At 41.4% G+C, this 22,828-nt stretch carries 17 protein-coding genes, 1 tRNA gene and 3 rRNA genes; 15 read left to right on the top strand and 6 right to left on the bottom strand.

What is annotated here, in order from left to right:
• Positions 1 to 23: 23 nt before the first annotated feature.
• Positions 24 to 872, bottom strand: a complete 849-nt coding sequence (locus tag JW886_RS00620; protein WP_075525974.1) for a MurR/RpiR family transcriptional regulator — start codon at positions 870 to 872, stop codon at positions 24 to 26.
• A gap of 202 nt (positions 873 to 1,074) precedes the next feature.
• Here JW886_RS00620 and gnd point away from each other — a divergent pair, with 202 nt between their 5' ends.
• The 7 genes from gnd to rrf all read left to right on the top strand — a co-directional run bounded on the left by gnd (position 1,075) and on the right by rrf (position 10,411).
• Positions 1,075 to 1,998, top strand: coding sequence for a phosphogluconate dehydrogenase (NAD(+)-dependent, decarboxylating) (gene gnd, locus JW886_RS00615; protein ID WP_205872466.1), 924 nt, complete (start codon positions 1,075 to 1,077; stop codon positions 1,996 to 1,998).
• A gap of 70 nt (positions 1,999 to 2,068) precedes the next feature.
• Positions 2,069 to 3,574: a gluconokinase gene (gene gntK, locus JW886_RS00610; protein ID WP_205872049.1), complete on the top strand. Its 1,506-nt coding sequence runs from the start codon at positions 2,069 to 2,071 to the stop codon at positions 3,572 to 3,574.
• A 171-nt stretch (positions 3,575 to 3,745) separates the two neighbouring features.
• Entirely contained in the window at positions 3,746 to 5,161 is a 1,416-nt protein-coding gene (locus JW886_RS00605; RefSeq protein WP_205872048.1) for a gluconate:H+ symporter, read from the top strand.
• Positions 5,162 to 5,468: 307 nt separating this feature from the next.
• Positions 5,469 to 7,015, top strand: a 16S ribosomal RNA gene (locus JW886_RS00600).
• A 91-nt stretch (positions 7,016 to 7,106) separates the two neighbouring features.
• Positions 7,107 to 7,179, top strand: a tRNA-Ala gene (locus tag JW886_RS00595).
• A gap of 133 nt (positions 7,180 to 7,312) precedes the next feature.
• Positions 7,313 to 10,213 (top strand): 23S ribosomal RNA (locus JW886_RS00590).
• A gap of 82 nt (positions 10,214 to 10,295) precedes the next feature.
• A 5S ribosomal RNA gene (gene rrf, locus JW886_RS00585) occupies positions 10,296 to 10,411 on the top strand.
• Together the 16S, 23S and 5S rRNA genes with 1 tRNA gene alongside form the textbook arrangement of a ribosomal RNA operon.
• A gap of 67 nt (positions 10,412 to 10,478) precedes the next feature.
• Here rrf and recX read toward each other — a convergent pair.
• Positions 10,479 to 11,291: a recombination regulator RecX gene (gene recX, locus JW886_RS00580; protein WP_205872047.1), complete on the bottom strand. Its 813-nt coding sequence runs from the start codon at positions 11,289 to 11,291 to the stop codon at positions 10,479 to 10,481.
• 117 nt (positions 11,292 to 11,408) lie between these two features.
• Here recX and rlmD point away from each other — a divergent pair, with 117 nt between their 5' ends.
• From rlmD to JW886_RS00550, 6 genes are all read left to right on the top strand, one after another.
• Positions 11,409 to 12,956, top strand: a complete 1,548-nt coding sequence (rlmD, locus tag JW886_RS00575) for a 23S rRNA (uracil(1939)-C(5))-methyltransferase RlmD (RefSeq protein WP_075526271.1) — start codon at positions 11,409 to 11,411, stop codon at positions 12,954 to 12,956.
• A 139-nt stretch (positions 12,957 to 13,095) separates the two neighbouring features.
• Entirely contained in the window at positions 13,096 to 13,605 is a 510-nt protein-coding gene (locus JW886_RS00570; RefSeq protein ID WP_205872046.1) for a GNAT family N-acetyltransferase, read from the top strand.
• A complete protein-coding gene (locus JW886_RS00565; RefSeq protein ID WP_205872045.1) occupies positions 13,605 to 13,949 on the top strand; it encodes an MmcQ/YjbR family DNA-binding protein in 345 nt (114 codons plus the stop codon). Before JW886_RS00570 ends, JW886_RS00565 begins: the two co-directional genes overlap by 1 nt.
• 8 nt (positions 13,950 to 13,957) lie before the next feature.
• Positions 13,958 to 14,206 (top strand): DUF1912 family protein, encoded by a 249-nt coding sequence (locus JW886_RS00560; RefSeq protein ID WP_075526266.1) that lies wholly within the window; start codon positions 13,958 to 13,960, stop codon positions 14,204 to 14,206.
• Between the two features lie 416 nt (positions 14,207 to 14,622).
• Entirely contained in the window at positions 14,623 to 15,279 is a 657-nt protein-coding gene (locus tag JW886_RS00555; RefSeq protein ID WP_075526265.1) for a FusB/FusC family EF-G-binding protein, read from the top strand.
• Between the two features lie 255 nt (positions 15,280 to 15,534).
• Entirely contained in the window at positions 15,535 to 18,186 is a 2,652-nt protein-coding gene (locus JW886_RS00550) for a valine--tRNA ligase (RefSeq protein ID WP_205872044.1), read from the top strand.
• Positions 18,187 to 18,228: 42 nt separating this feature from the next.
• On the opposite strand, the gene JW886_RS00545 is transcribed toward JW886_RS00550, so the two are convergent.
• Positions 18,229 to 18,558 carry a hypothetical protein gene (locus tag JW886_RS00545; RefSeq protein WP_241003775.1) on the bottom strand — a complete coding sequence of 110 codons (330 nt, stop codon included), beginning with the start codon at positions 18,556 to 18,558 and terminating at the stop codon, positions 18,229 to 18,231.
• 107 nt (positions 18,559 to 18,665) lie between these two features.
• The gene (locus tag JW886_RS00540) at positions 18,666 to 18,998 is read right to left on the bottom strand and encodes a winged helix-turn-helix transcriptional regulator (protein ID WP_205872043.1); all 333 of its coding nucleotides are present in this window, start codon (positions 18,996 to 18,998) and stop codon (positions 18,666 to 18,668) included.
• A 168-nt stretch (positions 18,999 to 19,166) separates the two neighbouring features.
• Here JW886_RS00540 and JW886_RS00535 point away from each other — a divergent pair, with 168 nt between their 5' ends.
• Positions 19,167 to 20,012 carry an NAD(P)H-binding protein gene (locus JW886_RS00535; RefSeq protein WP_205872042.1) on the top strand — a complete coding sequence of 282 codons (846 nt, stop codon included), beginning with the start codon at positions 19,167 to 19,169 and terminating at the stop codon, positions 20,010 to 20,012.
• A 33-nt stretch (positions 20,013 to 20,045) separates the two neighbouring features.
• Here the strand turns inward: JW886_RS00535 and JW886_RS00530 are convergent, their stop codons facing one another.
• Positions 20,046 to 20,549 carry a YkgJ family cysteine cluster protein gene (locus JW886_RS00530; protein ID WP_200407787.1) on the bottom strand — a complete coding sequence of 168 codons (504 nt, stop codon included), beginning with the start codon at positions 20,547 to 20,549 and terminating at the stop codon, positions 20,046 to 20,048.
• Between the two features lie 310 nt (positions 20,550 to 20,859).
• Between JW886_RS00530 and JW886_RS00525 the strand changes: the two genes are divergently transcribed.
• On the top strand, positions 20,860 to 22,206 hold the full coding sequence (locus JW886_RS00525) for a glucose-6-phosphate isomerase (protein WP_200407788.1): 1,347 nt from the start codon (positions 20,860 to 20,862) through the stop codon (positions 22,204 to 22,206).
• 130 nt (positions 22,207 to 22,336) lie between these two features.
• Here the strand turns inward: JW886_RS00525 and JW886_RS00520 are convergent, their stop codons facing one another.
• Entirely contained in the window at positions 22,337 to 22,774 is a 438-nt protein-coding gene (locus JW886_RS00520) for an OsmC family protein (protein WP_200407789.1), read from the bottom strand.
• Positions 22,775 to 22,828: the final 54 nt, after the last annotated feature.

Below are 22,828 nucleotides of genomic sequence, written 5' to 3'. Positions count from 1 at the left end.
TTCTGAGTTGATATAAAAATAGCTTAGGAGAGCCGGGAGTCTCGGATAACCTGACGAATATTTGAAATGGTATTTTTAGAATCATCCTTCATCCGCATGCCATACATCATAAAAAGAGCGTCCAACAAACTAATCTGTGAAACTGTGGAGGCTACCGCTTCAGGTCGAAATGAAATTTCCTCTGAAATAGAAATCAGTGCGACATCAGCGGCTTTGGCAAGTGGAGAACTTGCAAAAGAGGTGATTGCAATCACCGGCACTCCACGTTCTTTTAAGATCTCTAAAAGATGCATGGTGTCTTTATTTTTTCCTGTGTGCGAAATAACAAAAGCGCAGTCCTTTGAAGTGAGTTTAGCAGCTTGCATCTGTTGAAAGTGAAAATCTTGATGGTAGACTGTATTCAAAGGCATTCTTAAAAACTTATGATAAGCAATCAGCGCAACAGCGTTTGATCCCCCTAGGCCGAAAAAACCACACGTTTCAGCATTAAGTAAGAGCTCCATGGTTTGATTGAGCTGATGTTCTGTCACAAGATTTAATGTTGAGCTAAGTGAAGAGATATTACCGTTAAAATTTTTGGTTAAGATTTCTTTGTAGTTATCTGTTGGAGAAAGTTCACTAAAAAATTCATCAGTTCCACCAGCATCTGTTGCGTGGATGGCGAGTTTCAGTTCTTGGAATGAATTGAAACCAATTTTTTTTGAGAATCTTGAGATAGTTGCTGTTGAGACATGAGTCGCTTTAGCAAAATCTTGTATCGAGAGCATTGCAGCGCTGTCGATATTAGCAATCAGGTAATCTGAGATTGCTTGATCAGATTTGCTGAGGTTATCATAATAACTTTTGATACGGCCAATGAGCGTACGCGCCATAACACGCCTCCTTCTAATTTGATTACATTATACCATAAAAGGGGGCCAAAATTTAGAGACGTCTTCTTAACAAAAACGAAGTGTATTATGAATTTTTAGACAAATCAGAAAAAGTTTTACAAAAAATATTATTGACAAATGAAAATAAATTTCCTATAATTAAAACAAGAGTTATGAAAACGATAACATTGGAGGAATAATGATGAAATTTGCGATGATTGGGCTTGGAAAAATGGGGAAAAATTTAGTAAAGAATGCTGTGGACCATGACATAGAAGTGGTCGCCTATGATCTGAATCGCACAGCGCGTCAAGAAATGGCAGCCTATTCTTCTAAAATTACACCGGTTGACACATTGGAACAGCTACTGACAGAGCTGTCAGTAAATTCAGAGCTTGAAAGAAGCCAGAGAATAGTTTGGGTGATGGTGCCAGCGGGTACGCCGACTAATTCAACAATAGCGACGCTCTCAAATATGCTCTCTGCTGGTGATATTTTGATCGACGGGGGAAATTCAAACTATAAAGATAATTTGGAGCAAAATAAACGCTTAGCAGAAAAAGGGATAAAATTTTTTGATGTTGGAACTTCTGGTGGGATGTCTGGTGCACGGCATGGTGGAAACTTTATGATTGGAGGAGACAAGGAAACTTGGCCAAAAATCGAGCCTCTTTTTGAAGCATTGGCTCAAAAAAATGGTTATCTTTATACGGGGCCACTTGGTAGTGGACACTATCTTAAAATGATCCATAATGGAATAGAATATGGGATGATGCAAGCTATTGCCGAAGGTTTTGAAATTTTAGAAGCTTCTCCTTATGATTATGATTACGAGGCCGTAGCCAAACTTTGGAATAATGGCTCAGTGATACGCAGTTGGCTGATGGAACTGGCAGAAGAACAATTTGCCAAAGATCCTAAATTAGACGAAATTTTAGGGCAGGTACAGGCTTCAGGAGAAGGAAAATGGACCGTGGAAGAAAGTCTTGATTTAGAAGTACCAGCACCAATCATCGCCCTATCCTTGATGATGCGGAACCGTTCATTACAAAGTGATACGATGACGGGAAAAGTCGTGGCAGCTTTGCGTAATGGCTTTGGTGGACATGATTTGGCTCATAAATAGTTACTGACGGGCTGGTCAGTGCTTACTAGAGATGAAACTGCTATAATATTATTGAAGAAAGGGAGCAATTATGGAATATCTCATTGGCGTAGACCTTGGTACTACCGCCACAAAAGCCGTATTATTTGAAAAAAATGGAAAAATTGTAGCAAGTAGTAGTCAAGCGTATCCGCTCTATCGTGATGCCAGTGGCATGGCTGAGGAGGCACTTGAAGATATTTTTGAAGCTGTCCTCGTCACAATTCGAGAAGTTTCCTTTAATCTAGCAGAGGAAGATGAACTTTTGGCGGTCTCATTTAGCACTCAAATGCATTCCTTGATTGCTTTTGATGAAAATTGGCAGCCTCTAACTCGTGTCATCACATGGGCTGATACTCGAGCAGTGAAGTATACAGAGCAAATAAAAAATAGTGCCGAAGGATTTGAAATTTATAAACGCACAGGGACTCCGCTTCACCCCATGGCCCCACTGTCTAAACTGATTTGGTTAAGGGAAGAGAAAAATAATATTTATCAGCGTGCGGCACACTATTTAGACTTGAAGGGCTATATCTTTTATCGCCTCTTTGCCACCAATAAAATTGATCTTTCAACTGTCACAGGAACAGGTTTATTCAATATTTTTAAACTTGACTGGGAAGAAAAAGCATTAGCACTAACTCAACTTACAAAAGCCCAACTTCCAGAAGTAGTAGAACCTTATACGATTGAACAAGGGATGCCCCATGAGTTTGCAAAAAAAATGGGTATTCAAGAAGATACAAAATTTGTGTGGGGTGCTGCAGATGGGCCACTCTCAAATTTGGGAGTCAATGCTATTAAACCTGGTGTCGCTGCCATCACCATTGGGACCTCAGGAGCGATTCGTGTAGTAACAGATCAACCAAAAACTGATGAAAAAGGAAGAACTTTTACATATGCTTTAGACCGAGAACATTGGGTCGTTGGGGGGCCAGTCAACTCGGGGGGAGATGTATTTCGTTGGGCGCGTGACCAAATCTTCGATGGCAAGTTAAGCTATGATGAAATTACAGCTCTAGCTTCAAAAGTAGCTCCGGGAGCTGATGGCCTTCTTTTTCATCCTTATCTCGGTGGAGAGCGTGCTCCTTTATGGGATGCTAATGCAAGAGGTTCCTTCTTTGGACTCAATTATGGCCATAACCGAAGTCAGATGACACGTAGTGTTTTAGAAGGCGTGGTCTTTAACCTTTATATGGTAGCCCTGAGTTTGATTGAAGTAGTGGGAAACTTGAATATGATTCAAGCAACGGGAGGTTTCACGAGCTCTGAACTATGGACACAAATCCTGGCAGATATTTTTGAACAACCAATAAATGTTCCTGAAAGCCGTGAAGCAGGGTGCCTAGGAGCTGTGATTATGGCTGAAAAAGCCTTAGGAATAGTAGATAATTTAGAAGTGATTGAAGAGATGGTGGGAACAAATCGTTCCTATGAACCACAAGTGGAACACTTTGAGATTTATCGTGAACTTGCACCTATATTTATTCGATTATCTCGTGCTCTTACCGCCGAATATCAAAACATTTCTAACTTTCAAAGGCGTTTTGAAGATTAAAACGTTCCTGAGAGCCAAAGAATATAGACTTTACTAAACTTATTTTTTATTACTCAATGCGAGAACCACTATAACATTCAGTTCTTTAGCATTGAGTAAAAAAATAGCACGTGCTGAAAGCGTAAACATAAATGATTTTGTGCTTCCAGTCGTTCCTGAAAGGAAAAACTAATGCTTGATTTACTTGTTCTTTTTATCGGAGTCCTTATCCTCTTATTACTTATAATAAAATTCAAACTCAACACTTTTGTGTCACTGATTATTGTTTCAGTCCTTGTCGGTTTAGGCTTGGGAATGCCTTTAGGACAAATTCCTGTTTCCATTCAAAACGGGATTGGAGGTTCTCTCGGTGAGCTTGCGATTGTATTTGGTTTTGGTGCGATGCTTGGACGACTTATTGCTGATGCAGGAGGGGCCTACCGTATAGCGAAAACGTTAATTAATCGTTTTGGGAAAAAGAGAATCCAGTGGGCTATCATGGTTGCTAGTTTTATTATCGGGATTGCACTCTTCTTTGAAGTAGGCATGGTACTTCTGATTCCTATTGTTTTTGCCGTAGCACTTGAGGCTTCAGTTCCCCTAATTTATTTAGGGGTTCCAATGGCTGCTGGTCTATCGGTAACACATGGTTTTCTTCCTCCTCATCCCGCTCCTATTGCAATCGCAGGTGTATTAGGAGCTAATCCTGGGACTGTTCTTATCTATGGGATTATTGCAGCTATACCCACTGTGATTATTGCAGGACCTGTCTTTACAAAAATCGCTCGCAAATGGGTCCCTGAGGCGTTTGTTGTTAAAAAGAAACTTTCTGCTTTCGGGGAAATTAAAGAGTGGGAGCTTAAAGATACACCTAGTTTTGGGATTTCTATTTTAACTGCACTGATGCCAGTAATTTTAATGGCAATCAGTACGGTACACTCAATTGTCGCAAACGACGGAAAGCCAATTGTTGCTACTACAACGAATGTTATAAAAGCAGGGAAAGTAGTCACAACAACCACTTATCCATCCAGCTTACTCGAAAATATCATGATGTTTTTGGGAAATCCGGTCTCTGCAATGATTCTCTCATTACTTTTTGCTCTCGTGACAATGGGGTGGATGCAACGCAAAAAAAATACTGAAATCATGAATACTCTTGTCGAATCTGTAAAATCTATCGCTATGCTTCTTCTAGTAATAGGAGGAGGTGCAGCATTAAAACAAATTCTAATAGACGGGGGTATTTCTGGTCAGATCGCAGAAATTTTCAAAGATTCACCCTTATCGCCATTGCTTCTTGCGTGGATAATCACTGTTATTTTACGTGTGGCTTTAGGTTCTGCAACGGTTGCAGCTCTTACTGCCGCAGGTTTAGTTCAACCGATGCTTGCTTCCGCCTCCCCAAATACTGCTGCATTGATGGTCCTTGCTATTGGGGCGGGATCCATTGCAGCATCGCATGTCAATGATGCGGGTTTTTGGATGTTTAAAGAATATTTCGATCTTGATGTAAAACAAACGCTCAAAACGTGGACGGTCTTAGAAACAATTATTGCTGTAGTAGGGTTAGGGATGGTGATGTTGATGAGTGTATGGATTCATTAAAAAATAAGTCAATTTTGACTTATTTTTTTGAGGATACAACGAGTGACACCATGGGATAAAGCGCTACCAGAATGTTCGTAAAAAGCGAACGAGGGAGGAAAAAAGGGGGAAAAGTCACAGTTTATTCTTGACAAGGGGAGTTAGGTTTGATAGAATATAATAGTTGTCGCGAGAGACGAGGGTCTTGAAGCGAGCTAGACCATTGAAAACTGAATAAAGAAGAATGACTCATGTGATGTAGAAATACATCAAAAATCTGTCAATCAATAATGAAAGACAAGCCAGTCACTTCGGTGACTTAAATACTTTATTTGAGAGTTTGATCCTGGCTCAGGACGAACGCTGGCGGCGTGCCTAATACATGCAAGTTGAGCGCTGAAGATTGGTACTTGTACCGATTGGATGAGCAGCGAACGGGTGAGTAACGCGTGGGGAATCTGCCTTTGAGCGGGGGACAACATTTGGAAACGAATGCTAATACCGCATAATAGCTTTAAACATAAGTTTTAAGTTTGAAAGATGCAATTGCATCACTCAAAGATGATCCCGCGTTGTATTAGCTAGTTGGTGAGGTAAAGGCTCACCAAGGCGATGATACATAGCCGACCTGAGAGGGTGATCGGCCACATTGGGACTGAGACACGGCCCAAACTCCTACGGGAGGCAGCAGTAGGGAATCTTCGGCAATGGACGAAAGTCTGACCGAGCAACGCCGCGTGAGTGAAGAAGGTTTTCGGATCGTAAAACTCTGTTGTTAGAGAAGAACGACGAGGAGAGTGGAAAGCTCCTCGTGTGACGGTATCTAACCAGAAAGGGACGGCTAACTACGTGCCAGCAGCCGCGGTAATACGTAGGTCCCGAGCGTTGTCCGGATTTATTGGGCGTAAAGCGAGCGCAGGTGGTTTATTAAGTCTGGTGTAAAAGGCAGTGGCTCAACCATTGTATGCATTGGAAACTGGTAGACTTGAGTGCAGGAGAGGAGAGTGGAATTCCATGTGTAGCGGTGAAATGCGTAGATATATGGAGGAACACCGGTGGCGAAAGCGGCTCTCTGGCCTGTAACTGACACTGAGGCTCGAAAGCGTGGGGAGCAAACAGGATTAGATACCCTGGTAGTCCACGCCGTAAACGATGAGTGCTAGATGTAGGGAGCTATAAGTTCTCTGTATCGCAGCTAACGCAATAAGCACTCCGCCTGGGGAGTACGACCGCAAGGTTGAAACTCAAAGGAATTGACGGGGGCCCGCACAAGCGGTGGAGCATGTGGTTTAATTCGAAGCAACGCGAAGAACCTTACCAGGTCTTGACATACTCGTGCTATTCCTAGAGATAGGAAGTTCCTTCGGGACACGGGATACAGGTGGTGCATGGTTGTCGTCAGCTCGTGTCGTGAGATGTTGGGTTAAGTCCCGCAACGAGCGCAACCCCTATTGTTAGTTGCCATCATTAAGTTGGGCACTCTAACGAGACTGCCGGTGATAAACCGGAGGAAGGTGGGGATGACGTCAAATCATCATGCCCCTTATGACCTGGGCTACACACGTGCTACAATGGATGGTACAACGAGTCGCGAGACAGTGATGTTTAGCTAATCTCTTAAAACCATTCTCAGTTCGGATTGTAGGCTGCAACTCGCCTACATGAAGTCGGAATCGCTAGTAATCGCGGATCAGCACGCCGCGGTGAATACGTTCCCGGGCCTTGTACACACCGCCCGTCACACCACGGGAGTTGGGAGTACCCGAAGTTGGTTGCCTAACCGCAAGGAGGGCGCTACCTAAGGTAAGACCGATGACTGGGGTGAAGTCGTAACAAGGTAGCCGTATCGGAAGGTGCGGCTGGATCACCTCCTTTCTAAGGAATATATACAAGAGTGAGCATTCAACTTTATTCAGTTTTGAGGGGTTTAGTAAAAAACCTACACAAGAATCAACTTCTTGATTGTGGGGCCTTAGCTCAGCTGGGAGAGCGCCTGCTTTGCACGCAGGAGGTCAGCGGTTCGATCCCGCTAGGCTCCATTGAAACGAAAGTTTCAAACTTGAACATTGAAAACTAAATAACAATATCTAATAACGATAAATAAACCGAAAAGCTGTGAATTTTAAAGAATTTACAAACTTATACTTGAAAAACGATGATTTAAATCATCATGGCAAAGTTAATAAGGGCGCACGGTGGATGCCTTGGCACTAAGAGCCGATGAAGGACGTGACTAACGACGATATTCTAGGGGGAGCAGTAAGTACGCATTGATCCCTAGGTCTCCGAATGGGGAAACCCAGCTGCTACTAGCAGTTATCCGTAAGTGAATACATAGCTTACGTGAAGGTAACGCAGAGAACTGAAACATCTAAGTACCTGCAGGAAGAGAAAGTAAAAACGATTTCGTAAGTAGCGGCGAGCGAACGCGAAGAAGGGCAAACCAAGAAGCTTGCTTCTTGGGGTTGTAGGACTGCAACGTGGACTTAAGCATTATAGTCGAATAACCTGGGAAGGTTAATCAAAGAGGGTAATAATCCCGTAGACGAAATAGCGCTTATACCTAGCAGTATCCTGAGTAGGGCTGGACACGCGAAATCCAGTTTGAATCCGGGAGGACCATCTCCCAACCCTAAATACTCCTTAGTGACCGATAGTGAACCAGTACCGTGAGGGAAAGGTGAAAAGAACCCCGAGAGGGGAGTGAAATAGCACCTGAAACCGTGTGCCTACAAGAAGTTCGAGCCCGTTAATGGGTGAGAGCGTGCCTTTTGTAGAATGAACCGGCGAGTTACGTTATGATGCGAGGTTAAGTTGAAGAGACGGAGCCGTAGGGAAACCGAGTCTGAATAGGGCGACTTAGTATCATGATGTAGACCCGAAACCTAGTGACCTATCCATGAGCAGGGTGAAGGTGTGGTAAGACGCACTGGAGGCCCGAACCAGGACACGTTGAAAAGTGTTTGGATGACTTGTGGATAGCGGAGAAATTCCAAACGAACTGGGAGATAGCTGGTTCTCTCCGAAATAGCTTTAGGGCTAGCGTCGAAATGTAAGTGTATTGGAGGTAGAGCACTGTTTGGGTGAGGGGTCCATCTCGGATTACCAATCTCAGATAAACTCCGAATGCTAATACACATGTTCGGCAGTCAGACTGCGAGTGCTAAGATCCGTAGTCGAAAGGGAAACAGCCCAGACCAACAGCTAAGGTCCCAAAATATATGTTAAGTGGAAAAGGATGTGGGGTTGCACAGACAACTAGGATGTTAGCTCAGAAGCAGCTATCATTCAAAGAGTGCGTAATAGCTCACTAGTCGAGTGACCCTGCGCCGAAAATGTACCGGGGCTAAACATATTACCGAAGCTTTGGATTGATATTTTATCAATGGTAGGAGAGCGTTCTTAACCGCGATGAAGGTATACCGTGAGGAGTGCTGGAGCGTTAAGAAGTGAGAATGCCGGTATGAGTAGCGCAAGATAAGTGAGAATCTTATCCACCGTAAGACTAAGGTTTCCAGGGGAAGGCTCGTCCGCCCTGGGTTAGTCGGGACCTAAGGCGAGGCCGAAAGGCGTAGTCGATGGACAACTGGTTGATATTCCAGTACTAGATATGATCGTGATGGAGGGACGCAGTAGGCTAACGGATGCCAGTTAATGGATTCTGGTCTAAGCAGTGAGGTGTGAGATGTGTCAAATGCATTTCTCTTTAACATTGAGCTGTGATGGGGAAGCAACTACGGTTGCGAACTCCGTGATGTCACACTGCCAAGAAAAGCTTCTAGCGTAAAGTCATATCTACCCGTACCGCAAACCGACACAGGTAGTCGAGGCGAGTAGCCTCAGGTGATCGAGAGAACTCTCGTTAAGGAACTCGGCAAAATAGCCCCGTAACTTCGGGAGAAGGGGTGCTGGTGTAAAAGCCAGCCGCAGTGAATAGGCCCAAGCAACTGTTTATCAAAAACACAGCTCTCTGCTAAACCGCAAGGTGATGTATAGGGGGTGACGCCTGCCCGGTGCTGGAAGGTTAAGAGGAGTGCTTAGACGTAAGTCGAAGGTATGAATTGAAGCCCCAGTAAACGGCGGCCGTAACTATAACGGTCCTAAGGTAGCGAAATTCCTTGTCGGGTAAGTTCCGACCCGCACGAAAGGCGTAATGATTTGGGCACTGTCTCAACGAGAGACTCGGTGAAATTTTAGTACCTGTGAAGATGCAGGTTACCCGCGACAGGACGGAAAGACCCCATGGAGCTTTACTGTAGTTTGATATTGAGTACCTGTAAGTCATGTACAGGATAGGTAGGAGCCATTGAAATAGGGACGCTAGTTTCTATTGAGGCGTTGTTGGGATACTACCCTTGACTTATGGTTACTCTAACCCGCTGGCATAATCGGCCAGGGAGACAGTGTCTGACGGACAGTTTGACTGGGGCGGTCGCCTCCTAAAGAGTAACGGAGGCGCTCAAAGGTTGGCTCAGATTGGTTGGAAATCAATCGTAGAGTGTAAAGGTAAAAGCCAGCTTGACTGCGAGAGCTACAACTCGAGCAGGTAGGAAACTAGGACTTAGTGATCCGGTGGTACCGCATGGAAGGGCCATCGCTCAACGGATAAAAGCTACCCTGGGGATAACAGGCTTATCTCCCCCAAGAGTTCACATCGACGGGGAGGTTTGGCACCTCGATGTCGGCTCGTCGCATCCTGGGGCTGTAGTCGGTCCCAAGGGTTGGGCTGTTCGCCCATTAAAGCGGCACGCGAGCTGGGTTCAGAACGTCGTGAGACAGTTCGGTCCCTATCCGTCGCGGGCGTAGGTAATTTGAGAGGATCTGTCCTTAGTACGAGAGGACCGGGATGGACTTACCGCTGGTGTACCAGTTGTTCCGCCAGGAGCACGGCTGGATAGCTATGTAGGGAAGGGATAAGCGCTGAAAGCATCTAAGTGCGAAGCCCACCTCAAGATGAGATTACCCATTCGTAAGAATTAAGAGCCCAGAGAGATGATCTGGTAGATAGGCTGGAAGTGGGAGCGTTGCGAGACGTGGAGCGGACCAGTACTAATCGCTCGAGGACTTTACCAAAGAGTCAAATATAAAATGCTTAAGGTTTATGAGTTAGAAGAATTGTTATTTAGTTTTGAATGTTCAAGGTAACATTTAATGATTTGGTCATCATTGCGATGGAGATACACCTGTTCCCATGTCGAACACAGAAGTTAAGTCCATCTACGGCGGAAGTACTTGGGGGTTGCCCCCTGGGAGATAGGCGAGTGGCCAAGTGAACTTAAGGAGCTACGGCTCCTTTTTTATACGTTTGGTTAAAAAAGCTCAGAAATTCTGAGCTTTTTTAGTTATCATCTTCGAAGGTAAAATCGCGTAGAGCACGTTCCACATCGCTGTAATCGTAGCCTTTTCTCAAGAGACTTGCGATAATTTTTTGTTTTCTTTCGTACCCGTCATAATTTCGGTTATATCTTTTTGCTACTTTTTCAAGCTCGTCATACAAGAGCTCTGCTTCATGTTCTTCATCACTGGATAGCTCTAAACTTTCTAACGCAATCGAGCTTACAGAATAGTTGAAACCTTTGTTCATGAGATGTTGGATAATTTTCTGTTGTAACTGATGAAGGGTAAGTCGATGGCCTGAACTCCGTACGAGTTTTTCTGCTAATTTATATGCTACATCAATTTGGTCTTCTTCAGTATAAATTTCACTTATTACTTCGTCACTTAATTCGTTTGGAATTCCTTTCAAACCTAACTTTTGTTTGATTTGATATGGGCCAGCGCTCGCCATGGAAATTTTTCCCCTGATAAAGTTTTCGGCATAAGCTCGATCATTGATCAAATGGTTTTCTGATAGGACTGTCAGTATTTCTTCAATTTGTTCTGAGTTTATTTCATGTTCTTGTAAGTATTTTTTAACTTCGTAAGCGGTGCGCATCTTGAAAGAAAGAAAGTAGAGGGCTAGTGATTTGCCTTGAGCGAATTGATCAAAGCGTTGTATTTCTAAGAGTTCGTCATCTTCTATAATCTTGTCAACACTCAAGAAGAAATGGACAATGGTATCTTCGCAAACATAGAGTTTATTTTGATCTAATTCAGCAAGATCTACCCGATAGAGTCGTTTCAATTTTTTTATTGCGGTAATTTTTCCCATATCTCTATTATATACGAAAAGTAAGGGGATTTGTCACTGACAGATTGGTCAGTAAATTTTAAAGGATTATTGGCGATAGAGCGTTCAAAATGCTGGCTTTTATGGTATAATCAGAACATGATAAATTTAAAAATAGGACAAAAAATTCAACTCGAAATTGAGCGGATGGGAATTAATGGGGAAGGGATTGGCGTCATTTCAGGACGACTTGTTTTTATTCCTTATGCGCTTCCAGGGGAAGAAGTTTTAGTTGAAATTACTGAAAATGCTAGAAATTTTAGTCGAGCAAAATTGGTTAAAATTAATAAAAAGTCTCCAAATCGCGTGAAACCCCAAGATAGAGCGTATCATGAAATGAGTCAATCTCACATCATGCATCTTTCTTATCCCATGCAATTGGAATTTAAGCGTGATGTTTTGCGTCAGGCCTTAGAAAAATATAAGCCAGCTGGTTGGCACAATTATGAGTTGCGTGCAACTTTGGGAATGGAAAACACACTTGGTTACCGCAATAAATTGCAGTTCCAAGTGCGTCGTTTGAATGATGGCACAGTAATTGCAGGCCTCTATAAAGAGGGGACACATCATTTGGTAAATTTGGAGAATTGTTTAGTGCAAGATCCCAAAACCCAAGAAATTATCAATCACATTTGCCGTTTGATTGAAAAATTTGATTTACCTGTATATGATGAACGTAAAATCGGCGGTATTCGTACGGTCATGGTTCGTCGTTCACAAAAAACAGGTGAAGTACAAATTATTTTTGTGACTTCAACACCAATTATTTTGGACGGACAAGTTTGGCCTGAATTACGTGAAGAACCTTCAAAACGTCAAAAAAATTCTTTTGTTAAATTTGATAAAATGTTGTCAGCACTGACAGAAGAATTTGAAGAAATTGTGACGGTTGCGGTCAATTTCCACCCAAGAAAAACCAGTGAAATCTATGGCGAACGCACACAAATTTTGTTCAATGAAAAAGAAACAATTACCGAAGGCGTTTTGGATTATGAATTTGAATTGAGTCCTCGTGCTTTCTATCAATTGAACTCTGAGCAAGCCAATGTACTTTATGGTGAAGCAGTTAAGGCGTTGAATCCTAAAAAAGATGACCGTGTCATTGATGCATATTGTGGTGTAGGTACGATTGGTTTTGCCGTGGCTAAAAAAGTAAAATCAGTTCATGGGATGGATATTACACCGGAATCAATTTTTGATGCGCGTGAAAATGCTAAACGTTTGGGGCTTAAAAATTGCCACTATGAAATTGGTAAAGCGGAGCGAATTATTCCAAACTGGAACAAATCTGGTCATAGAGCAACTGCAATGATTGTTGACCCACCACGTACGGGGCTTGATGATGCCTTGCTTGAAACAATTACTAAATTCCCACCGGAAAAAATGGTTTATGTCAGCTGTAACGTTTCAACTTTGGCAAAAGATTTAGTCGTTTTGGCCAATTATTACAAAGTAGAATATATCCAATCAGTGGATATGTTCCCACATACAGCAAGAACTGAAGCCGTTGTGAAATTGACAAAACGCGATGAACCTTTGAAAATTGTTAAATTTGAACATTTGGAAGAAGAACGTAAAGCCGAAGCTTTTGCTAAGGGTAAAAAAGGGGGACGTCGTCCGCAAAAATATGGTAAATACAGTAAATAAGCTTACTGACAAATTGGTCAGCTCCTGATCAAGCGTACCTTGATATGTGCGTTCAACACACAGAGCCGTCAAAATTACTGACGGCTCTGTCCTGCTTATTTTTATGTTAAAATAAAGAAAATAAACAGGAGTTGAGCAAATGATTTATTTAAGACAAGCAGGTCCTAAAGACCTAAGAGCAATCATGGCTATTATTCAAGAAGCACGCCTATTTTTGGCAAACTCAGGTAGTGATCAGTGGCAAGGTGTATACCCAGCAGTGGCTGATATTGAGCATGATTTTGAACAAGCACAAGGGTATGTCTTAGTGGTAGATCAGGTGATTGCAGGATACTGTGCTTTAATCCCCGGCGAAGATCCTGCTTATACTCAGATAAAAAACGGGGCATGGTCGAATCCAAACTTAGATTATATTGCGATACATCGTATTGCTTTAGCCGATGCCTTTCGTGGAAGATCTCTTACTCGGTATTTGTTCACGGCTATTTTTAGTTTGATGTCTGCACAAGGTTATCGTGATTTTCGTGTGGATACTCATCCGTTAAATCAGGTGATGCAACGAGTTTTTGAGCGTGAGGGGTTCATCCAAAAAGGGCTGGTGGAGATCGAAGGGGAGCGTCTCGCTTACCAACTTGAAGTGGAGAAGTGATGAATAAGCAAGCACTCATTGACTTTGCCATAAATCTGGGGCCAACTTTTGCAGATACACCCTTTAAAAAAATGGAAAAGCGAACACCAACTCTTGTTATCCGTCACTTAAAAAATAAAAAAATCTTTGCATTTATTTCTGAACGTGGCGATGATTTGATCGTAGCAGTCAAGCTAAATCCAGAGGTAGCCCTAGAATTGCGAGAGTTTTTTGCAGATGTCACCCCGGCTTTTCACATGAATAAAATGCACTGGTCGGATATCCGGATTGGCGGGGATGTAGCAGATGAGCAAGTCTATAAAATGATTGAAAACAGTTATGATTTAATCAAACCAAAGCGATAGAGGTAAAAATGAATTACGAACAAAAATTTTTGAAAGATTTTGAAGAATGGGTGGACCAACAAGTTCAAATTTCTGAACTTGCCATGAAAGCAGCTGAAAAGATCGGTACAGAAGATGGTAAAAAAGAAGCACAAGAAGCTGCCATTCGCTATGAAAGTCGTCTGGACGCCTACCAATTCTTGCAAGGAAAATTTGAAAACTACAAAAATGGGAAAGATTTCCATGACGTTCCAGATTTTGGAACAAAAACATTTTAATTAATAATTGAGTTCGGCCTCCTTGAAGTGAGTGAAAATGCGATTCGCCTTGCAGCTTTAGTTGCTTAGAGCGAATGGACAGCATAGGCCACATAGTGGCATGGATAGAGAAAATGGAACCTGTGCTTTGCACAGAACCGCATTATCCCAATTTTCATAACTTCAAAGCAGTCGGGCTCACATCTTAAGGAGATTCCAATGAATTTTAAGAAGATGGTTGGTAATCAAGTGCGAGTAAGAGCTCTCGCTTAGATTACCGCAAAGTCTTATTTCTTTGCGGATAAGAACAAATTGAGTTCACCCTCCTTGAAGTGGATGAAAATAGACAAAATGGAACCTGTGCCTTGCACAGAACCGCATTTTCCTAATTTTCATAACTTCAAAGCAGTCGGGTTCACATCTTAAGGAATAAGAAAATGTTAAAACCATATGAATATAATCGAATTAAATACCTGACCTTTGACCTCGTCAATGTCTACCACTCTGTCAATGATAAATCGACGGTTGAGGCAGTTTATGCCCAAGTCGCCACAGAAATTTTGCAAATCGCTGAAAATGCTGACAGCTCCGTCAGTGAAAATAATCTGTCCGTAAAAGTTGCGATTCAAGAATACTTATCAGCCATTGATCATCCTAAATTATCAAGAGAACAAGCTGAAAAATTACTGACAGAACTTAAAATTTTAGTCGAAGCTTTTCATTTACCGAGCGAAGCTCAAATGAAAAAAGCTTTCAAAAAAGTTAAAAAGTTAAAAATTCCAGCGACAAGTCAATGGGATTTACGTGAAGTCACTTACTTTGCTTGGAATGAAGTTTCAAGTAATCGAAAATATCTTTTGACCGCTGACGGGCGTGGTTTTTATGGAAGTATCTCTGGCAGTATGAAAAATATCTGTGCCATTTGCCAAAAAACAAGTATTGTCACTCAATTTCTAGCAACAACAAAAAGAGGTGCTGACGGCACTTATACTAAAAATGGTACCTATATTTGCTTAGATTCTGAACAATGTAATCAGCAAATTCAAGCCAAAGAAGGTTTAGAACACTTTTTAGAAATCATCAAAGAAAAGTAAAAATTTAGAAGTATCTTGTAAAAAAACAAGAATTCTGCTAAAATAAAAACAAGTTGACGAGGAGTAATAAAGCAAGACTTATAGAGAGAACACGGCTAGTGAAAGTGTTCAGTCAAACTTTATGAAGGTTGCGTCATTTCAAGAAAATTAAGGCATAAAATGAGTGTCGTCAATTGACGAAAATCAGGTGGTACCGTGCGGAAGCACCCTGGAGAATAAATCAGGGTGCTTTTTTTGTACCCAAAGGAGACTAACATGACAAACGAACTATCAACAAAATTCATTCCCACAGAAGTAGAAGCAGGACGCTATGAAAAATGGTTGGCTGCGGGTGTTTTTGAGCCGGGTTCTAATGGCTCAACGTCAGAATCACACCCTTATAGCATCGTTATTCCACCACCAAATGTGACAGGAAAACTCCACTTGGGTCATGCTTGGGATACAACTTTGCAAGACATCATCATCCGTCAAAAACGGATGCAAGGTTTTGATACGCTTTGGTTGCCAGGAATGGACCATGCGGGGATTGCCACTCAAGCAAAAGTTGCTGCCCGCCTTGCTGAAGATGGTATTTTACCACAAGACCTTGGACGTGAAAAATTCCTTGATAAAGTTTGGGAGTGGAAAGATGAATATGCCGCAACAATCAAGGAACAATGGGGTAAAATGGGAATCTCAGTGGATTATTCTCGTGAACGTTTTACTCTTGATGAAGGCCTTTCACAAGCGGTTCGTAAAGTTTTTGTTCAACTTTACAATAAAGGTTGGATTTACCGTGGTGAAAAACTCATCAACTGGGATCCAAAAGCGATGACTGCTTTGTCAGACATTGAAGTCATTCACAAAGAAATTGATGGGGCTTTTTACCACATCACTTACCAAATTGAAGGAAGTGATGAGTTTGTTGAAATTGCTACAACACGTCCAGAAACTTTCCTTGGTGATACGGCTGTTATCGTCAATGAAAAAGATGAGCGCTATAAACATTTAGTGGGCAAAAATGTTATCCTCCCAATCATTAATCGTGTCATTCCGATTTTGACAGACGACCATGCTGATATGGAAAAAGGAACTGGGGTTGTAAAAATTACACCCGCTCATGATCCTAATGACTTTGAAGTGGCGATGCGTCATGATTTGCCAATGATTAACATGATGAACAATGACGGAACCATCAATGAAAATGGTGGAAAATATGAAGGACTTGACCGTTTTGAAGCCCGCAAACAAATTGTTGCTGACCTCAAGGAATTGGGGCAGTTGGTTGATGTTAAACCAGTCCGTCACGAAGTTGGGCACTCAGAGCGAACAGGAGTGGTTGTGGAACCACGTTTATCAACACAATGGTTCGTCAAAATGGACGAATTAGCTAAGAATGCCATTGCTAATCAAGCAACAGAAGATGCCGTAGAATTTTATCCACCACGTTTCAATGATACGTTCATGCAATGGATGGAAAATGTTCATGATTGGGTTATTTCACGTCAGCTTTGGTGGGGACATCAAATTCCAGCTTGGTATAACGAAGCGGGTGAAATGTATGTTGGTGAAGAAGCGCCTGAGGGAGAAGGGTGGACACAAGATGAAGATGTGCTCGATACTTGGTTTAGTTCAGCTTTGTGGCCATTTTCAACAATGGGTTGGCCAGATGAAAACTCAGCAGACTTCAAACGTTATTTCCCAACAAGTACCCTTGTCACAGGTTATGATATTATCTTCTTCTGGGTTTCACGGATGATTTTCCAATCTTTAGAATTCACAGGCAAAGCACCATTTCACAATGTTTTGATTCATGGTTTGATTCGTGACGAAGAAGGACGTAAAATGTCTAAATCGCTCGGTAACGGGATTGACCCAATGGATGTGATTGAAAAATACGGCGCTGATGCACTCCGTTGGTTCCTATCAAATGGTTCTGCACCAGGACAAGATGTGCGTTTTTCTTATGATAAAATGGATGCCGCTTGGAATTTCATCAATAAAATTTGGAATGTTTCACGTTATATTTTGATGAATGCAGAAGATGTCAGCGCTGATGCTGTTTCTTCGGCTTTGACAAAAGTTGCAAAACAAACTGCTGGTAATGTCACTGACCGTTGGATTTTGACACGTTTGAATGATACTGCCCGGCGCGTGACTGAACAAATGGATAAATTTGAATTTGGTGTCGCTGGTCATATCCTTTACAATTTCATTTGGGATGAGTTTGCAAACTGGTATTTGGAATTAACAAAAGAAGTTATGTTTGGTGAGGATGAAGCTGAAAAAGACATTACACGTGCAGTATTGCTCCATGTTTTAGATCAAGTTTTACGTCTATTACACCCAATTATGCCTTTCTTCACTGAAGAAATCTTTGAAAAATTACCAAATACTTCTGGTTCAATTGTTGTTGCCGAATATCCAAAAGTACGTCCAGAATTTAATGATGATAAGGCAAGCGAAGGTGTGGCGATGTTAATTGAATTAATTACAGCCGTTCGTAATATTCGTGCTGAGGTTAATACTCCATTGTCTAAACAAGTGCCAATCTTCATCAAGTCTGAACAAGCGGAATTCTTGAACTCTGTGGCGCCTTATATCGCACGCTTTGCCAACCCGTCAGAGCTTGTCATTGCAGAAGAAGTCGTGCTTAATGAGCAAGCGATGACTGCTGTTATCACAGGGGCTGAGCTTTTCTTACCGCTCAAAGGTCTGATTAACATCGAAGAAGAAATTGCTCGACTTGAAAAAGAATTGGCTAAATGGCAAAAAGAGTTAGATTTAGTGAATAAAAAATTGGGTAATGAACGTTTTGTTGCGAATGCTAAAGCAGAAGTTGTTCAAAAAGAAAAAGATAAATTAGCCGATTATCAAGAAAAATTCGATACGGTGAAAGCTCGTATCGCAGAATTGAAAGAAAACTAATATAAAAACCCGGTAGCTCAATAGCTACTGGGTTTTTTATTTCTACAAAAATATTAATAAAATGCCACCGAGAATAAGAAGGCAATCCAGAAGGGTAGTCCCTCTTTTACTTGTCTTTGTATGAGGATTGATACTCATACCTAAACTAAATTTTCGTGGAATCCAGTAATCTGCTTCTTTACTGACTGTTTGTTCAGCGTATTTTTGAAAAAAGAAGGGGAGGAGGGCTAGACTAAAACATTCTATCCCAGCAGATGTTCGTGCCAGAGGGAGTTCAAAGAATGATAAGAAAAGCGTGCTTATGAAAGTAACAATGACCAAGTAGCTGCTAAGAATAAGCCCGATTTTAAATAATTTAGTGACCTTTGGCATTATTTAGACCTCCCTGTTTCCTTATATTATAGTCCTTTTTGGAAAGAAAGGTTCGAAAAATAAGTGTTTTTTATCAAAAAAGTTACTGACAAGTCTGTCAGTAACTTTTAAGCTTTGCTGATCTCTTTTTTATAAAGATTTCCCCAAGCTGCCATCGTATCATGGATGGGCTTGAGGGTTCTTCCAAGCTCTGTCAGTGAATATTCAACACGAGGGGGCACTTCTGCATAGACTTCACGATGAACCAGCCCGCTCTCTTCAAGGGCACGTAAATGTTGGGTCAAAACTTTTTGGGAAATATGTCCAACGGAACGTTGGAGTTCGCCAAAGCGCATGGTTTTTTCTAATAAGTCACGGACAATAAGCATTTTCCAGCGGTCGCCCATCAAAACAAGTGCTGTTTCAACAGGACAATCTGGAAGTTCAGAAATTTTTTTCATTTTTTTATTACCTCTAATCGTTGATATTATACAATAGTATCTAAAAGGGGAGTATCTAACTTTAAAGTGCTTACTTTACAGATAAGCAGTACAATGTTATTATACATTTATAGAGCAGAAAAAGCAAACTGCTTGGAAATTTTAAAACAAAATAATGGAGGATTTAACATGAAATATTTAGTAACAGGTGCGACAGGTGGATACGGTACTTATGCACTCGGATTTTTGAAAGAATTGGTTCCAATTTCTGATATTGCGGTTTTGGCTCGCACAGAAGAAAAAGCAGCCCCACTCAAAGCGGCAGGCTACGATGTACGTTTGGCAGATTATTCAGATCTAACTGCTTTAGAACAAGCCTTCACAGGAATTGACCGTTTGCTTTTTGTTTCAGGAGCGCCGGGAAATCGTCAAGTTGAGCACCAAAATGTGGTTGATGCAGCCAAAAGCGCGGGCATTTCTTATATTGCTTATACAAGTTTCCCACATGCAGATACTGCGACAAGTGGCTTAGCTGCTGACCACATTTATACTGAAAAAGCGATTGAAAAATCAGGAATTGCCCACACCTTTTTGCGTAATAACTGGTACCTTGAAAATGAGCTGCCAATTATTGCTGCCGCACTTTCAACTGGGAAATTTGTTTACAATGCACCAACAGGTAAAGTGGGCTGGGCTTTGAAACGCGAATACGCAGAAGTGGGAGCAAAAGCACTTGCTGGAGCAGATTTTCCAGAAATTTTGGAGCTTTCAGGAAAAAGATTGACTTACGCAGAGCTTGCTCAAGTCCTCAAATCAGTTTCTGATAAGGATTTTGAAGTGATTGTCGCTGATGACAAAACTTTTGTCAGTCATTTAGTTGAAACTGGACTTCCAGATTTTGTAGCAGAACTTTTCCTTGGCTTCCAAAAAGATATTGAAGCAAAAGATTTAGATGTGGAATCTAAAGATTTTGAAAAAGCCTTGGGACATTCACTGACGGATACAAAAGAAGCTTTGAAAGAACTTTTGGCCTAATAAAAAAATTACTGACAGACCTGTCAGTAATTTTTATTTGAGTCGATAAGATAATTTCTCAACAAATTCATAAGCAGCTGGACAGTAAAGGGTATTTTTTATCGTTAAATTGTTGATTTGATAAATCTTTTTACGGTCAGTATGCGGAAATTCACGGCAAGCTTTCGGACGAACTTCATAAATGCTGCACAGATTATCACTTCCCAAAAACGGACAGGGCATGGTTTGAAAAACTTTATCACCGTCTTCGTCAGTTCGCAGATAGCTCGCTTCAAAGTCTCCAACTTTCATGCGCAGATGTTTTGCGACGCGTTCAATATCGGCTTCGGTCCAAAGGGGGCCCAAGGTTTTACAACAATTAGCGCAAGTGGTGCAGTCGATTTCGGTGAAGACTTCTTCATGGATTTCTTTCACTATTTTATCTAATTGTTTGGGCGGTTTTTTGGCCAATCCTGCGAGGAATTTACGATGGCTTTTTTGCTTTTGTTGGGCGAGATTTTTATAATGATCAAGGTCGATTTCAAATGTGTATTTCATTGTACTTATTTTAGCAAAAAACAGTTGCAAAGATGGATTATTCTCTCGTCAAAAAGATTTGACACCCCCTTTATAAGAAGTTCCTCAATAGCCTTGGTCAGTCAATTTTAAGGAAAGTTTTCCAGAAAATTAACCCAAAGATAAAGAAAATGGAAAAGCTAACAAATAAGCGCTTACACAAGGCTTAGTATTGTTAAAAAGGCGAAAAAGTGATAAAATGAACTAGAAAATTGGAAGAGAAGATGATCCTAAAATCGTCCTCTCTTCAATAGCTCATTCTTGCATGTGCAAGAAATTGAAAGGAATCAAAATGGCTCATATTAAATTTGACTATTCAAAACTCACTCCATTTGTAGCTGACAATGAATTGGACGAAATCCAATGGCAAATCGACGGTGCTGATAAATTGCTCCGTGAAGGAAAAGGTGCTGGTTCAGACTTTATCGGTTGGCTCGATCTTCCAGAAGATTATGATAAAGAAGAATTTGCTCGTATTCAAAAAGCAGCAGAAAAAATCAAATCTGACTCAGAAGTCCTCATCGTTATCGGTATCGGTGGTTCATACCTCGGTGCACGCGCAGCTATCGATTTCTTAAACAACAGCTTTGTGAACTTGCAAACTGCTGAAGAACGTAAAGCACCACGCATTCTTTATGCTGGTAACTCTATTTCTTCATCTTACTTGGCTGACCTTGTTGATTATGTTGCAGATAAAGATTTTTCTGTCAATGTCATCTCTAAATCAGGGACAACAACAGAACCAGCAATTGCTTTCCGTGTCTTCGAAGAAATGCTCGTTAAAAAATACGGTCGTGAAGAAGCAAACAAACGGATTTACGCAACTACTGACAAAGAAAAAGGTGCGGTAAAAGTTAATGCTGACGCAAACAACTGGGAAACTTTCGTTGTTCCAGATTCAGTTGGTGGACGTTTCTCAGTATTGACAGCTGTTGGACTTTTGCCAATCGCCGCTTCAGGTGCTGATATCACAGCTTTGATGGAAGGTGCTAACGCTGCGCGTAAAGAATACACTTCTACAAATGTTCGTGAAAACGACGCTTACGCCTATGCTGCCCTCCGCAATATCCTTTACCGTAAAGGTAAATTCTCAGAAATCTTGATCAATTATGAACCAAGCCTTCAATATTTCTCAGAATGGTGGAAACAATTGGCAGGTGAATCAGAAGGGAAAGACCAAAAAGGAATTTACCCAACTTCAGCTAACTTCTCAACAGACCTCCACTCATTAGGTCAATGGATTCAAGAAGGAACACGTACTGTTTTTGAAACAGCAATCCGTATTGAAAAACCACGTAAAAACATCAACATTCCAGAACTTGACGCTGACCTTGATGGACTTGGCTACTTGCAAGGTAAAGATGTGGACTTCGTTAACAAAAAAGCAGCTGACGGCGTGCTTCTTGCTCACACTGACGGAAATGTGCCAAACATGATTGTGACATTGCCTGAACAAGACGAATTCACACTTGGCTATGCGATTTACTTCTTTGAACTTGCTATCGGTATCTCAGGTTACTTGAACGGCATCAACCCATTCAACCAACCAGGTGTTGAAGCTTACAAGAAAAATATGTTCGCGCTTCTTGGTAAACCAGGATTTGAAGAACTCGGTGCAGAATTAAATGCCCGTCTTTAATAAGGACAGAAAATAAAAGAAAAAATTACTGACCAATTGGTCAGTAATTTTTTTGGCTCATTTACAAAACTTTCTGAGATGCGCTACTGCTGATCAGCTGATCAGTAATCGATTTTTCCTTGACAAACGGTTAGTCCCACTCATGTACCAACTGAAAATTCACATTTTCAGAATTTCCCAACAGTTTAGCAACAGGACAGCGCGCTTCAGCCAATTGAAACATGGCTTGAGCGCGTTTTTCATCCACTTTTTCCGTTAGGGGGATAAAGACGGTGACGTCGATTAGAAACTTCAAGCCTTTGGTATCAGGAGCCTGATAGACATCCACTTGAACTTTACTTTGATGCTCCAATTGGTTCTTTTTAGCAATAGATTCGAGGGTGGCATTTAAACAAGTCGCCAAGGCCAGACCAAGAAATTTTTCTGGATTTCCTGTTGGCTCAGCAAGCGAAGGGGAAGAAATCGGGTAAGTTTCAGCATTCTTAATATAAGAAACTCCGTTTACACCAGTCTCGTTAATTGCAGTAGTGTGGTAAGTAGCTGTAGGGTGTGATTTAAGTTGTGACATAAAAACCTCCTGAGATGTGATACTTCTATTTTATGCTATTTGAGCTAAAATTTT

It is taken from the genome of Lactococcus taiwanensis (assembly GCF_017068355.1).
Lineage (GTDB): Bacteria > Bacillota > Bacilli > Lactobacillales > Streptococcaceae > Lactococcus > Lactococcus taiwanensis.
Note: the sequence above shows the minus strand (reverse complement) of the source record. Positions and strands in the feature narration are given on the sequence as shown.